At 61.5% G+C, this 13,500-nt stretch carries 12 protein-coding genes; 3 read left to right on the top strand and 9 right to left on the bottom strand.

All coding sequences use genetic code 11. The features are described from left to right. Positions 1-108: 108 nt before the first annotated feature. Genes rutG through rutA form a run of 7 tightly spaced genes read right to left on the bottom strand, consistent with a single transcriptional unit; the run spans position 109 to position 5,531 of the window. Complete coding sequence (gene rutG / locus ACQUTI_RS09030) at positions 109-1,431, bottom strand: pyrimidine utilization transport protein G (protein WP_122542639.1); 1,323 nt, start codon at positions 1,429-1,431, stop codon at positions 109-111. A 21-nt stretch (positions 1,432-1,452) separates the two neighbouring features. Next, a complete protein-coding gene (gene rutF / locus ACQUTI_RS09025) occupies positions 1,453-1,947 on the bottom strand; it encodes an NADH-dependent FMN reductase RutF (protein ID WP_012968592.1) in 495 nt (164 codons plus the stop codon). Between the two features lie 10 nt (positions 1,948-1,957). Continuing rightward, the gene (locus ACQUTI_RS09020) at positions 1,958-2,548 is read right to left on the bottom strand and encodes a malonic semialdehyde reductase (RefSeq protein WP_017901103.1); all 591 of its coding nucleotides are present in this window, start codon (positions 2,546-2,548) and stop codon (positions 1,958-1,960) included. Further along, complete coding sequence (rutD, locus tag ACQUTI_RS09015; RefSeq protein WP_017901104.1) at positions 2,545-3,348, bottom strand: pyrimidine utilization protein D; 804 nt, start codon at positions 3,346-3,348, stop codon at positions 2,545-2,547. The genes ACQUTI_RS09020 and rutD overlap by 4 nt, the downstream gene beginning before the upstream one ends. Beyond that, positions 3,345-3,737 carry a pyrimidine utilization protein C gene (gene rutC / locus ACQUTI_RS09010; protein WP_004204505.1) on the bottom strand — a complete coding sequence of 131 codons (393 nt, stop codon included), beginning with the start codon at positions 3,735-3,737 and terminating at the stop codon, positions 3,345-3,347. The genes rutD and rutC overlap by 4 nt, the downstream gene beginning before the upstream one ends. Next, positions 3,730-4,440 carry a pyrimidine utilization protein B gene (gene rutB / locus ACQUTI_RS09005; protein WP_428923244.1) on the bottom strand — a complete coding sequence of 237 codons (711 nt, stop codon included), beginning with the start codon at positions 4,438-4,440 and terminating at the stop codon, positions 3,730-3,732. The genes rutC and rutB overlap by 8 nt, the downstream gene beginning before the upstream one ends. Then, complete coding sequence (gene rutA / locus ACQUTI_RS09000; RefSeq protein ID WP_004204507.1) at positions 4,440-5,531, bottom strand: pyrimidine utilization protein A; 1,092 nt, start codon at positions 5,529-5,531, stop codon at positions 4,440-4,442. Before rutA ends, rutB begins: the two co-directional genes overlap by 1 nt. Before the next feature lie 284 nt (positions 5,532-5,815). Here rutA and rutR point away from each other — a divergent pair, with 284 nt between their 5' ends. Then, positions 5,816-6,454: an HTH-type transcriptional regulator RutR gene (gene rutR / locus ACQUTI_RS08995; protein WP_004204508.1), complete on the top strand. Its 639-nt coding sequence runs from the start codon at positions 5,816-5,818 to the stop codon at positions 6,452-6,454. On the opposite strand, the gene ACQUTI_RS08990 is transcribed toward rutR, so the two are convergent. Both ACQUTI_RS08990 and putA read right to left on the bottom strand, forming a co-directional pair. Continuing rightward, the gene (locus ACQUTI_RS08990) at positions 6,455-6,850 is read right to left on the bottom strand and encodes a lysozyme inhibitor LprI family protein (protein ID WP_023317894.1); all 396 of its coding nucleotides are present in this window, start codon (positions 6,848-6,850) and stop codon (positions 6,455-6,457) included. A gap of 179 nt (positions 6,851-7,029) precedes the next feature. After that, on the bottom strand, positions 7,030-10,992 hold the full coding sequence (gene putA, locus ACQUTI_RS08985) for a trifunctional transcriptional regulator/proline dehydrogenase/L-glutamate gamma-semialdehyde dehydrogenase (protein WP_254465547.1): 3,963 nt from the start codon (positions 10,990-10,992) through the stop codon (positions 7,030-7,032). 420 nt (positions 10,993-11,412) lie between these two features. Between putA and putP the strand changes: the two genes are divergently transcribed. Then, positions 11,413-12,921, top strand: coding sequence for a sodium/proline symporter PutP (gene putP / locus ACQUTI_RS08980; protein WP_004147889.1), 1,509 nt, complete (start codon positions 11,413-11,415; stop codon positions 12,919-12,921). Between the two features lie 134 nt (positions 12,922-13,055). Further along, positions 13,056-13,490: a DUF3574 domain-containing protein gene (locus ACQUTI_RS08975; protein WP_004204513.1), complete on the top strand. Its 435-nt coding sequence runs from the start codon at positions 13,056-13,058 to the stop codon at positions 13,488-13,490. Positions 13,491-13,500 lie beyond the last annotated feature (10 nt).

Below are 13,500 nucleotides of genomic sequence, written 5' to 3'. Positions count from 1 at the left end.
GGTGCTGACGGCCTCAACATCGCTGAGACGTTCCCGGCAGGCCGGATGGCGGTATAAATGCCTTATCCGGCCCACCCGCTCCCTGCGCCAACGCCGCGCTAATGTAGCTTAAACCGGCGTTACTCTGGCCTCCTTCGCCTCCCGCGTCCCGCGATGAAGCAGCGCGTGCAGCAGGATCGCCCCGAAGGTGGCGGTACCAATCCCGCCCAGCGTAAAGCCGCCCAGCGACAGCGCGAAATCGCCGGCGCCCAGCACCAGGGTCACAGACACCATGATCAGATTGCTGTTCTGGCTGAGGTCGACGCGGTTTTGCACCCAGATCCGCGCCCCGGCGACGGCGATCAGGCCAAAGACCACGATCGAGGCGCCGCCGATCACCGGCCCGGGAATGGTGTGGATTAATGCGCCGAATTTAGGCGAGAAGCCCAGCAGCATGGCAATCAGCGCCGCGGCGACAAACACCAGCGTCGAGTAGACCTTGGTCACCGCCATGACGCCGATGTTCTCCGCATAGGTCGTGACCCCGCTGCCGCCCACCGAGCCGGAGAGCATGGTCGCCAGACCGTCGCCGACGAAGGCGCGCCCCATGTACGGGTCCATATTGCGCCCGGTCATCCCGGCGACGGCTTTCAGGTGCCCGAGGTTCTCGGCCACCAGGATCACCGCGACCGGGGCAATCAACATCATCGCCTGGCCGTTAAAGGATGGGGGGGTAAAGTGCGGCAGCCCGAACCACGCCGCCTGGGCGAGGGGGGAGAAGTCCAGCGGTTTGCCGAGGCCAAAGCCGTTAGCCAGCAGGGCGTACAGCGCGCAGGCGACGATCAGGCCGACCAGGATCAGCAGACGCTGCAGCATCCCGCGGGTAAATACCGCGACTATGCCGATACAGAGCACGGTCAACACCGCCATCCAGCTGTCGAAGGCGCTGGCGGACACGCTGCGCACAGCAATCGGCGCCAGGTTCAGGCCGATAGCCATCACCACCGCCCCGGTCACCACCGGCGGCATCAGGCGCTCGATCCAGCGGGTGCCGATCTTCATCACCACCAGACCGATCAGGGTGTAGACCAGCCCGCAGGCGATGATCCCGCCAAGGGCGACGCTTAGATTAGGGTTCAGCCCCTGGCCATTAAAGCCGGTAATGGCGATCACCACCCCTACAAAGGCGGCGCTCGAGCCGAGATAGCTCGGCACCCGTCCGCCGGTGACGACAAAGAACAGCAGGGTGCCGACTCCCGACATCAGTATCGACAGGTTAGGGTCGAGCCCCATCAGCAACGGCATCAGCACCGTCGCGCCGAACATCGCAACGGCGTGCTGCACGCCCATCACCAGCGTTTGCCCGGCCGATAAGCGTTCATCGGGCGCGACGACGCCGGATTCGGCGGCGGGGGAGGTCAGCTTCCAGCGAGGAAAATCGAAGAGTGCCATGATGATATCCCGGGTTAGAGGTTAACAAGCGGGTCGCATAAGCGTGTGATAGCCGCGGTCAAACCACATCAGACCCCGGGGTTCCGGGTGACGGGTAATGGCCACGACGTGACAAAACAGGATGTCGTGCGTGCCGACGCTGACGCGCTGGTCGATGCGGCAGTCAAAACTGACCAGCGCCGCCTCCAGCCGCGGGCAGCCGGTGGCGCCGGTCTGCCAGTCGGCGGCAGCAAAGCGCTCGTCCATCGCCGTTTTTCCGCCAAACAGCGTCGACAGCGCCTCCTGTCCCGCCGCCAGGGTATTGACGCACAGCGTGTGATGTTCGCTGAACACCGGCCACACCGAGGCCGAGCGGTTCAGGCAGACCAGCAGGGTCGGCGGCGTGTCGGTAACGCTGCAGACCGCGCTGGCGGTAAATCCCGCCCGGCCCGCCGGGCCATCGGTGGTAATAATGTTAACCGCGGCGCCGACGTGGGCCATGGCGTCACGGAAACTCGCTTTGTCCGCTAACTCCATCGTAAACTCCTTATGCCAGCAGGCAGGCTTCATCAAAGGACAGACGCGGCAGGCGGCCGTACAGTTTGCCGGGGTCGCCATAGCCGATGTTCACCAGCAGGTTGCTTTTCCAGCCGTTGTCGGCGAAAAACGCCGCATCGACTTTTTCCCGGTCGAAGCCGGACATTGGCCCGGTGTCGAGACCCAGCGCCCGGCAGGCGAAAATCAGATATGCCGCCTGCAGGGAGCTGTTGCGAAACGCGGTCTCCTCCGCCAGCTGCGGGCTGGAGGTGAACCAGCTGCGGGCGTCACCGTGGGGAAACAGGGTCGGTAGCCGGTCGTAAAAGGCGCTGTCCCACGCCACGATGGCGGTCACCGGCGCCTGCATGGTTTTTTGCAGATTGCCGCTGGAGAGCGTCGGGCGAAGTTTCTCTTTGCCTTCCGCGCTGCGCACAAACACGATGCGCGCCGGCGAACAGTTGGCGGAAGTCGGCCCCATTTTCATCAGGTCCCAGACTGCCTGCAGCTGCGCATCGCTCACTGGCTTATCCAGCCAGCCGTTGTGGGTTCGGGCCTGGGTAAACAGCGTCTCGCAGGCCGTCTGGTTTATCGCGTCGTTCATCGGGTCTCCGTGGCGACCGGCAGCATAGCGGCCAGCCCGTCGCGTAAAATGGTATTAAAGGTATCGGCGTCGGTGACGTTACAGGCATGGCCGCCCCATGGCATTTCCACGTGCTGGCTGCCGGGGATCGCCGTCTGCAGCACGCGGGAGCAGGAGGCCGGGACCAGCAGATCGTCAGCGGCGCTGATAATCAGCGTCGGGCAGGCGATGGCCGCCGCGCGACGCGAAAAATCAGCCTGCTTCAGGGCCTGCAGCCGCTTCAGCAGGTTCTCCTTGCCCTGAAAATGGCTGATGGCAAGCGCATCTTCCGCTTCGAGGCGCGGCAGGCGCGCGGCCATCCATTCCGCCGGGTAGAGAAACAGCGGCTGTGCTTCGACCCACGCCTGCGCGCCGCCGGCATGCAGCAGACGCTCGCGCACCAGGAAGCAGCGGCGGGTGTGCGGCGACAGCGACAGCCAGCCGTTGACCAGCACCAGGGCGCTCACCGCCTCGGGGCGATCGAGCGCCAGCTGCAGGCCAATTAGCGCCCCCAGCGCGTGGCCCACCAGCGCGAAGCGGGCGATCCCCGCCGCCTGCAGAGCGCTGAACAGCTCTCCGGCCATCGTCGCCATGCTGTAGTCGGCGGGCAGCGGACCGGCGTTCTCCCCGGTCCCGTTATGGTCATAACTCACCAGCTGATACTGTTCCTCCAGCGCCGCGCGCTGCGCCAGCCAGTAGCCGCCGCCGCCGCCCAGACCGGCGCTGAGGACCACCACCGGCGCGCCGGGCCATGGGGCTGGAGCAATATTGAGCCTCATCATGTCGGGGTGCCGATATGGGCGACGCTGGCGATTTCCACCAGCGCATCGGGCTTCACCAGACCGCACTGAATGCAGAAGCGCGCGGGTTTATCGCCGGGGAAAAACTCGGCGTAAACCTCGTTAATCGCGGCGTAATTTGTCCAGTCGGTGATAAAGATGCTGTTGAAAGTCACATCCGCCATACTCCCGCCCGCCGTTTCGATAACGCTCTTGATGGTCTCCAGCACGTGGCGGGTTTGCGCCTTTGGGTCGCCGATGTGCACCACATTATTTTGCTTATCAAACGGCAGAGTGCCGGAGACGTAGACCACGCCATCGGCGAGCGTCCCCGGAACAAAGGGGGCAATCGGCGTGGTAGTGCCTGGCGGAATGATCACCTGTTTAGGCATAACGTTTCTCCTTGGCTAAAGACAGCGGGGTGGCAGGGGATAGCGCGCGGCAGAAGCTCTCGACGTCGCTGACCCAGCCGAAAAAGGTTTCAATATTGAACAGCGCCGCCTGCTGGGCGAAGGCCGGGCCGGCCTGATGGGTGGCATCCTCCAGCACCACGCCGAAGTATTCGAGGAAGAAGCCATCGCGCAGCGTCGATTCGACGCAGACGTTGGTGGCGATCCCGGTGAACACCAGGTGGCGTATATCGCGGCTGCGCAAAATGCTGTCGAGTGGGGTGTTAAAGAAGCCGCTGTAGCGCGGTTTCGGCAACACGATGTCGCCTTCCTGCGGCGTCAGTTCGTCCACCAGCTGATAGTCCCAGCCGCCTTTCGCCAACAGCTTGCCCTGCAGCTCCGGGCGCTGACGCATCGTTTTCAGCGCATTGGACTTGTGGTAGTTCGGCGAGCCCGGGGCGCCGGCTTCAACATACTGGTCATCCCAGCCATTCTGGAACCAGATAATCAGCATGCCCGCGGCGCGGGCGGCGGCGACGGCGGTATTAATATTGTCGATAACCGGTCGGGTGGCGGAGACGTCAAAGCCGGCAAGATCCAGATAGCCGCCCTGGCTGGCGTAGGCGTTCTGCATATCGACAACAATCAGCGCGCTCTGCTGCGGCGCGAAGGTCAGGGATTCCGGGCGAGCGGGAAGGGTAATCATCAGGCCACCTCACGGGTAACAGGAGCAATGTGGTCCCGGCAGCGCATCAGCGGCTGAATGCGTTCGCCAAAGGCGTCGATGCCGGCAAGAAAATCATCAAAGGTCAGCAGCACGCCGTCGGTGCCGGGCACGCTCGCTACTTCATCAAGCATACGGGCGACGCTGGCATACGATCCGACAAGGGTGCCCATATTGATATTGACCGCCGAGGTTGGGTCGGCCATCTGGCGCACGTTGGTATCGCTGCCGGAGCGGGTGTCTTTCTGACTCTGCTCGGTGAGCCACGCCAGCGCTTCTTCATCGGCGCCCGCTTTGTAGTGCTCCCATTTGGCGCGCGCCGCTTCGTCGGTTTCGTCGGCGATCACCATGAACAGCACATAGGAGCCTACGTCACGGCCGGTTTTTTCCGCCGCCTGCATCATGCGCGCTGCGGTCGGCGCGAAGGCCGTCGGCGTGTTGACCCCTTTGCCAAAGCAGAAGTTGTAGTCCGCGTGCTGGGCGGAGAAGGCCATACCGGCGTCGCTCTGCCCGGCGCAGATCACCTTCATCGGCTGCGAAGGGCGCGGGCTGACCCGGCAGTCGTTCATGGTGAAGTAATCGCCTTTGAAATCGCTGCGCCCGGTGCCCCACAGGTCGCGTAGCACCTGAACGTATTCGGTGAGATAGTCATAGCGGCTGGCGAAATAGTCATCCCCCGGCCACATGCCCATCTGGTCATATTCCGGTTTTTGCCAGCCGGTCACCAGATTGACGCCAAACCGGCCGCCGGAGATGGAATCGATGGTGGAGGCCATCCGGGCGACGATCGCCGGCGGCAGCGTAAGGGTGGCGGCGGTGGCGTAGATCTGGATCTTCGAGGTCACCGCGGCCAGGCCGGCCATCAGGGTGAAGGACTCCAGGTTGTGATCCCAAAATTCTGTTTTCCCGCCGAAGCCGCGCAGCTTGATCATGGAGAGCGCGAAGTCGAAATGGTAGTGCTCGGCTTTCTGCACGATAGCCTTATTCAGTTCGAAGGTCGGCATATACTGCGGGGCATGGGTGGAGATCAGCCAGCCGTTGTTGCCAATGGGAACGAAAACACCAATTTTCATACCTACCTCTCTACAGTCATGGAAGATGGGTTGCGGTGGTGCGGCATCCTGCCTCGCCCTGGACCACCTCGCAGAACAGGTAAAGCAAACGCGATGCCAGTTTTATAAATGCTAATGTTATTAATGTGTTGCTATTGGGTTGCTAAAAAGGACGATAAAAAAGTGGACTGGATGGTCAAAATCAGTGCACGAAAAAACGGCAGTCATGCGCAATCAGGGTGCATGGGGTCGTGTCGGCGAAGGGCTTTTGCTATGCTGGTGGCGTCAACTGAAGGAGAGGATGTATGGCACAGGGCGCGGTGAAGAAAAACGGCAAACGTTCACAAGCGGTCAGCGCCAAAAAGGAGGCCATCCTGGCCGCCGCGCTGGAGGCATTTTCGCAATTTGGTATTCACGGTACGCGGCTGGAGCAGGTAGCTGAGCGTGCCGGGGTGTCGAAAACCAATCTGCTTTATTACTACCCTTCGAAAGAGGCGCTGTACGTGGCCGTTCTGCAGCAGATCCTCGCCATCTGGCTGGCGCCGCTGAAGGCCTTTCGCGAGGATATCAGCCCGCTGGTGGCGATCCGCGAGTATATTCGCCTGAAGCTGGAGGTGTCCCGCGATCACCCCCAGGCCTCGAAGCTCTTCTGCCTTGAGATGCTGCAGGGCGCGCCGCTGCTGATGGGTGAGCTGACCGGGGATCTGAAAGCGCTGGTCGATGAGAAATCGGCGATTGTCTCCGGCTGGATCGACCGCGGCAAGCTGGCGCCGGTCGATCCGCAGCATTTAATCTTTATGATCTGGGCCACTACCCAGCATTACGCCGACTTCGCCACCCAGGTAGAGGCGGTCACCGGCGCCACGCTGCAGGACGCGGCCTTTTTCGAACAAACGGTCGATAATGTCCAGCGGATGATTATCGAAGGCATTCGCGTCCGTTAGTTAATTGGCCGGCGGCAGCGGGCAGCTTTGATCGCCGTCCTCGCACTGCAGCAGCGAGGCGAGGAAAGATTCCCGCTCCACGCTCTTATCGGTCATGCACTGGCTCAGCAGCATCGGCTGCATGCTGCCGCCTTCGGCGCCGGACGCGAGGAAGGCGCAGTCGGCGTCGCGCAGAGCAATCCATGCCTGCTGCGCCTGTTTCAGTAATGTCTGCTGTTTACCCGCCGCCCGCTGCAGAGCCTGCTGCCAGGTGTCGTTCAGTTTTTTGTCGGCCGCCTGAAACTGCGCGGCCGCGCACTGATTCATTTCGGTTTGGGTGTTGGCGTTGCTGCACTCGTCCGCCAGCGCCGCGCCGCTGGCCAGCAGGGCCGCCACGGCAAATAACATGCGTTTCATTGTTCTGCTCCCATAAAAAAGGCTCCCGTCAGGGAGCCCTAATTAAGCACAGCTGACGTCGGCTGTCATTAGCTGATCGCATCGCAGATAGCCCGGATGGCGGCGCACAACGCCTTATCCGGGCTACCCTTTACGGTGTTATGTAGCCCCGGTAACACAGCGCCACCGGGGGGCCCGGGTTAGCCGATGGTCATCAGGCTGGCGTTACCGCCTGCCGCCGCGGTGTTGACGCTCAGCGAACGCTCGATATACAGCCGCTCCAGCAGCAGATTGGTTTCGCCGCGGGCGAAGCCCTGCACGGAGACAATCGCCCCGTCGCGCGCCGCCACCTGCTCGCACAGCTCGCGCAGCTGGTCGGAATCGCCGTGATAGATAACCGCGTCGAAGGCCTGACCGGGCAACTGATCCGCTTTGGCAAAACGGATCCGCTCGCTGACGTCCCGCGGCAGTTTCTTCGCCAGATCGCGCTGCAAGGCGCTGTCCGGCCACAGCACTTCACAACCGACCGCCAGCACAGCCGCCAGCTGGATCAGCGTATCCTGCTCATTATCCGCCACGCACAGCACGCGCTCGCGGGGCATCAGCGTCAGGGTGTTGCGCTCGCCGGTTGGCCCCGGCAGCAGGCGTTGGGTGCCGCTTTGCGCCTGCTCGCTGTACTGCTGGCACAGCGCCTGCAGCTCAGGTCGGCCCGCCGCCCACTGCTGCAGCGCCTGCAGTGGTTTTTCCAGCAGCGTTTTCAGCTGGGCGTCCAGCGGACGCTCTGCATCCTGGCGGGCGAAGGTCACGCCAACGGCGCCCTGCGGTCGGCTGGAAAGCAGACGGTAAAGGTACAGCGGGCCGCCGGCTTTCGGACCGGTACCGGACAACCCTTCGCCGCCGAACGGCTGCACGCCGACCACGGCGCCAACCATATTGCGGTTGACGTACAGGTTGCCCACCTTCGCGCTGCCGGTGACCTGGGCGATGGTCTCGTCGATGCGGGTATGCACGCCGAGGGTCAGGCCGTAACCGGAGGCGTTAATCTGCTCCACCAGTTTATCCAGCTCGTTACGGTTATAGCGCACCACGTGCAGCACCGGGCCGAAAACCTCTTTTTTCAGCTCGTCAAAGCTGTCGAGTTCGATAAGCGTCGGCGGCACGAAGGTCCCGTGGTTCCATTCGCGGGCGTCTTCGCTATTCTCGCGCACCGCCTGATAGACGGTGCGGCCTTTGGCGCGCATCGTCTGAATATGGCATTCGATATTCTCTTTCGCTTCTGCATCGATAACCGGACCGATATCGGTGGTCAGGCGGCCCGGATTGCCCATGCGACACTCGCTCATCGCGCCGCGCAGCATGGTTAAGGTGTGGTCGGCTACCTCTTCCTGCAGGCAGAGGACGCGCAGGGCGGAGCAGCGCTGGCCGGCGCTGTCGAATGCGGAGGCCAGGACGTCGATCACCACCTGCTCGGTGAGCGCCGACGAGTCGACGATCATCGCGTTCATCCCGCCAGTTTCGGCGATCAGCGGCGTCGGGCGTCCCTGAGCGTCGAGGCGGCTGGCGATATTGCGTTGCAGCAGGGTGGCCACTTCGGTGGAGCCGGTGAACATCACGCCGCGCACGCGCTCATCGGATGTCAGCGCGGCGCCGACGGTTTCCCCGCGGCCCGGCAGCAGTTGGATCACCCCTGGCGGCACGCCGGATTCCAGCAGGATCGCCACGCCCTGGGCGGCGATCAGCGGCGTCTGCTCGGCCGGTTTCGCCAGCACGCTGTTGCCGGCCGCCAGCGCGGCGGCAATCTGCCCGGTGAAGATCGCCAGCGGGAAGTTCCACGGGCTGATACAGACCACCGGACCCAGCGGACGGTGGGTTTCATTATCGAAATCGTCGCGCACCTGGCCGGCATAGTAGTGGAGGAAGTCAACGGCTTCGCGCACTTCGGCGATGGCGTTGCTGAAGGTTTTACCCGCTTCGCGCACCAGGATCCCCATCAGGGTCGGCATCTGGCTTTCCATCAGCACCGCGGCGCGCTCGAGAATGGCGGCGCGCTCCTGCGGCGGGGTGGCGAACCAGATTGGCGCGTTGTTGATAGCGCTGGTCAGCGCCTGCTGCACTTCGTCATCGCTGGCTTCGCGGACGTAGCCGACAATGTCCTTTGGCTCAGCCGGGTTGACTACCGGCTGCATCTCGCCTTCGGCTACCGGCTGCTCCAGCATCGGCAATGCCTGCCATTTATGCAGGGCGCTGTTGAGCAGGGAAGAGGAGAGGGAGGCCAGACGATGCTCGTTAGCCAGATCCAGACCGGCGGAGTTGCTTCGGCCGCTGCCATAGAGATCGCGCGGCAGCGGGATTTTCGGATGCGGCAGGCCGGCCTGGCCTTCCTGCTGCGCCAGTTTTTCTACCGCGCTGACCGGGTCGGCCACCAGCTCGTCCAGCGGCAGGGTATTGTCCGCAATACGGTTGACGAAGGAGGTATTGGCGCCGTTCTCCAGCAGACGACGCACCAGATACGCCAGCAGCGTCTCGTGGGTGCCCACCGGGGCGTAGATCCGGCACGGCCGGTTCAGTTTGCCGTCGGCGACTTTGCCCACCACCTGCTCGTACAGCGGTTCGCCCATGCCGTGCAGGCACTGGAACTCATACTGGCCAGGGTAGTAGTTCTGGCCCGCCAGCTGGTAGATAGCCGCCAGGGTATGGGCGTTGTGGGTGGCGAACTGTGGATAAATCAGGTTCGGCACCGCCAGCAGCTTTTTCGCGCAGGCGAGATAGGAGACGTCGGTGTAAACCTTGCGGGTGTAGACCGGATAGCCTTCGAGACCTTCCATCTGCGCGCGTTTGATTTCGCTGTCCCAGTAGGCGCCTTTCACCAGACGGATCATCAGGCGACGGCGGCTGCGGGTGGCGAGGTCAATCAGGTAATCAATGACAAACGGACAGCGCTTCTGGTAGGCCTGAATCACGAAGCCAATCCCGTTCCAGCCCGCCAGCTCCGGCTCGAAGCACAGTTTTTCCAGCAGGTCGAGAGAGATCTCCAGACGGTCCGCCTCTTCGGCGTCGATGTTAATGCCGATGTCATACTGGCGCGCCAGCAGGGTCAGCGATTTCAGACGCGGGTAGAGCTCTTCCATCACCCGGTCATACTGGGCGCGGCTGTAGCGTGGGTGCAGAGCCGACAGCTTAATGGAGATGCCCGGCCCTTCATAAATGCCGCGGCCGTTAGAGGCTTTGCCGATGGCGTGGATCGCCTGCTGATAAGAGACCATATAGGCCTGGGCGTCGGCGGCGGTCAGGGCCGCTTCGCCTAGCATGTCGTAAGAGTAACGGAAACCTTTATCTTCCAGCTTGCGGGCGTTGGCCAGCGCTTCGGCGATGGTTTCCCCGGTGACGAACTGTTCGCCCATCAGTCGCATCGCCATATCCACGCCCTTGCGGATCAGCGGTTCGCCGCTCTTGCCGATGATGCGGTTCAGCGAGCGGGAGAGGCTGGTTTCGTTGTGGGTGGAGACCAGTTTGCCGGTGAACAGCAGCCCCCAGGTGGCGGCGTTGACGAACAGCGACGGGCTGCGGCCAATGTGCGACTGCCAGTTGCCGTTGCTGATTTTGTCGCGGATCAGCGCATCGCGGGTGGCTTTATCCGGAATACGCAGCAGGGCTTCCGCCAGACACATCAGCGCCACCCCTTCCTGTGAGGAGAGGGAGAACTCCTGCAGCAGACTCTGCACCATGCCGGCGCGGCCGCTGGCGGTCTTCTGGTTGCGTAGTTTTTCCGCCAGTTGATACGCCAGCTTATGCGCCTGCTCGCCCAGCGGCTGCGGCAGTCGGGCCTGCTCCAGCAGCATCGGCACCGCGTCGGTTTCCGGGCGACGCCAGGCGGCGGTGATCGCCGCGCGGCTTACCGACTGCGGCAGGATCTGCTCGGCGAATTCGAGGAACGGCTGATACGGCTCTTCCGTTAATACGCTGGCGTCATCGCTTTCGTTGGCGGCCCCGGAGAGCAGCGCCGGTAGCTCGGGCAGCGTCTCATCGTTCTCCAGTTTTTCCAGATAATTGAAGATGGCCTGCTTAATCAGCCAGTGCGGCGTGCGGTCAATGCGGCTCGCGGCGGACTTAATGCGCTCGCGGGTTGCGTCGTCAAGCTTAACACCCATGGTGGTGGTGCCCATGCTCAAAACTCCTGTCATTTATCGTTAGCTTATGCGGTTGCATGGAAATATCCACTATGTTGCAACTTTGTGCAACCATGTTAATTATGGCTTGTGACGAAAGCCGTGAAATGGCGGATTTGTTAAAAATAATGCCTAAAATAGCAGAATTTTAACCCCGGGCTCATAGGGTATTTGTATGCGTGAGTTAACACTTTTGTTTGGTGCAACCTTTAAAAACGTGAGAGAGTGCAACCTCTCGCAAATTGACGTTTTGCGCCGTCGGATTTTCGTGTAAATGCTGTGTTAAATCGTTTGTGAAAAACCGAAGCTTCCGTCAGGATACGGTCGCCCAATTAAACAATGCGCCATTACCCCGTTCCGGTAGTGGAAAAAAACGACGAAGTTGGACGCTGTCGATAAAAATTCTGGAGACTTTGCATGGCTATTAGCACACCGATGCTGGTGACATTTATTGTTTATATTTTTGGTATGGTATTGATAGGGTTTATTGCCTGGCGTTCGACCAAAAACTTTGATGATTATATTCTCGGGGGGCGGAGTCTGGGGCCATTTGTGACCGCGCTTTCCGCCGGCGCCTCGGACATGAGCGGTTGGCTGCTGATGGGCCTGCCGGGTGCCATTTTCCTCTCCGGGATTTCCGAAAGCTGGATTGCCATCGGCTTAACGTTGGGGGCGTGGATTAACTGGAAGCTGGTCGCCGGGCGCCTGCGCGTGCATACCGAGGTGAATAATAACGCTCTGACGCTGCCTGATTATTTTACCGGCCGTTTTGAAGATAAAAGCCGGGTGCTGAGAATTATTTCGGCGCTGGTTATTCTGCTGTTCTTTACTATCTATTGCGCCTCGGGAATTGTGGCGGGGGCGCGTCTGTTTGAAAGCACCTTTGGCATGAGCTATGAAACCGCGCTGTGGGCCGGCGCGGCGGCGACAATTATCTATACCTTTGTCGGCGGCTTCCTCGCCGTCAGCTGGACGGATACCGTGCAGGCCAGCCTGATGATTTTCGCGCTGATCCTTACCCCGGTAATCGTGATTATATCCGTCGGCGGTTTTGGCGATTCGCTGGAAGTCATTAAGCAGAAGAGCATCGAAAATATCGACATGCTGAAAGGGCTGAACTTCGTGGCGATTATTTCGCTGATGGGCTGGGGACTGGGCTATTTCGGTCAGCCGCATATTCTGGCGCGCTTTATGGCGGCGGATTCGCACCACAGCATCGTCCACGCGCGTCGCATTAGTATGACCTGGATGATCCTCTGCCTCGGCGGGGCGGTGGCCGTCGGCTTCTTTGGCATCGCTTACTTCAATAACAACCCGAGCCTGGCGGGCGCGGTTAACCAGAACGCCGAACGCGTGTTTATCGAGCTGGCGCAAATCCTGTTTAACCCGTGGATTGCCGGGATCCTGCTGTCGGCGATTCTGGCGGCGGTGATGTCCACCCTGAGCTGTCAGCTGCTGGTTTGCTCCAGCGCGATTACTGAAGATCTGTATAAAGCCTTCCTGCGCAAAAACGCCGGTCAGAAAGAGCTGGTCTGGGTGGGCCGTATGATGGTGCTGGTGGTTGCCCTGGTGGCCATTGCCCTGGCGGCCAACCCGGAGAACCGCGTGCTGGGTCTGGTGAGCTATGCCTGGGCCGGTTTCGGCGCCGCCTTTGGCCCGGTGGTGCTGTTCTCGGTGATGTGGTCGCGTATGACCCGTAACGGCGCGCTGGCCGGGATGGTGATTGGCGCCCTGACCGTGATCGTCTGGAAGCAGTTTGGCTGGCTGGGCCTGTATGAAATTATTCCGGGCTTTGTCTTCGGCAGCATCGGGATTGTGGTCTTTAGTCTGCTGGATAAAGCGCCGTCAGCCAGCATGCAGCAGCGCTTCGCTGAAGCGGATGCCCACTACCATACGCCGCCGCCGGTACGCGCCACGGCTGAGTAAGCTCATCTGACGCTCACGAGCCCGCCGCTGGCGGGCTTTTTATTGCCTGTTGCCGGGCCGGAATATTATAACCCTTGCTAATTATTTGAAAATCCGCTGATATTTCCTGACTAATAACAATGAGGATAGCAAAGATGACGTTCAGACAGGGTGTAATGGCGCTGGTGCTGGCAGGGTTACTCAGCGGCTGCGCGGCGGGTGGAAGTTCATCGACCAGCGCGCCGAAGCCCGGCGCCTGCCCGGCGGATCAGTCCATGGTGCAAACCACGCTTTACTTCGGTCTGAGCCGCCCGGCGGGGAAAGACATCACCGCTGAAGAGTGGCAACAGTTTGTCGACCGCGACGTCACGCCGCGCTTTCGCGACGGGCTGACGGTGTTTGATGCCCACGGCCAGTGGCTTGGCCAGAATGGTCAGGTGGTGCGGGAGCAGAGCAAGGCGCTGATGGTGATCCATGGCCACGACGCGCAGAGCGAGACCGGTATTGAGGCCCTGCGCGAGGGCTATAAATCGCGCTTCGCGCAGGAGTCGGTGATGCGTGTCGACCAGCCGGTCTGCGTGCAGTTCTGAGTAAACGGCG

The organism is Klebsiella sp. 7-CIP_Kleb. (genome assembly GCF_050378655.1).
Classification (GTDB): domain Bacteria; phylum Pseudomonadota; class Gammaproteobacteria; order Enterobacterales; family Enterobacteriaceae; genus Klebsiella; species Klebsiella quasipneumoniae.
This window is presented reverse-complemented; position numbering and strand designations above follow the sequence as displayed.

Bases quoted from the DNA above. Each gene is read 5' to 3' on its own strand.
- rutG (WP_122542639.1), bottom strand. From the start codon at position 1,431: ATGGCACTCTTCGATTTTCCTCGCTGGAAGCTGACCTCCCCCGCCGCC.
- rutF (WP_012968592.1), bottom strand. From the start codon at position 1,947: ATGGAGTTAGCGGACAAAGCGAGTTTCCGTGACGCCATGGCCCACGTC.
- ACQUTI_RS09020 (WP_017901103.1), bottom strand. From the start codon at position 2,548: ATGAACGACGCGATAAACCAGACGGCCTGCGAGACGCTGTTTACCCAG.
- rutD (WP_017901104.1), bottom strand. From the start codon at position 3,348: ATGATGAGGCTCAATATTGCTCCAGCCCCATGGCCCGGCGCGCCGGTG.
- rutC (WP_004204505.1), bottom strand. From the start codon at position 3,737: ATGCCTAAACAGGTGATCATTCCGCCAGGCACTACCACGCCGATTGCC.
- rutB (WP_428923244.1), bottom strand. From the start codon at position 4,440: ATGATTACCCTTCCCGCTCGCCCGGAATCCCTGACCTTCGCGCCGCAG.
- rutA (WP_004204507.1), bottom strand. From the start codon at position 5,531: ATGAAAATTGGTGTTTTCGTTCCCATTGGCAACAACGGCTGGCTGATC.
- rutR (WP_004204508.1), top strand. From the start codon at position 5,816: ATGGCACAGGGCGCGGTGAAGAAAAACGGCAAACGTTCACAAGCGGTC.
- ACQUTI_RS08990 (WP_023317894.1), bottom strand. From the start codon at position 6,850: ATGAAACGCATGTTATTTGCCGTGGCGGCCCTGCTGGCCAGCGGCGCG.
- putA (WP_254465547.1), bottom strand. From the start codon at position 10,992: ATGGGCACCACCACCATGGGTGTTAAGCTTGACGACGCAACCCGCGAG.
- putP (WP_004147889.1), top strand. From the start codon at position 11,413: ATGGCTATTAGCACACCGATGCTGGTGACATTTATTGTTTATATTTTT.
- ACQUTI_RS08975 (WP_004204513.1), top strand. From the start codon at position 13,056: ATGACGTTCAGACAGGGTGTAATGGCGCTGGTGCTGGCAGGGTTACTC.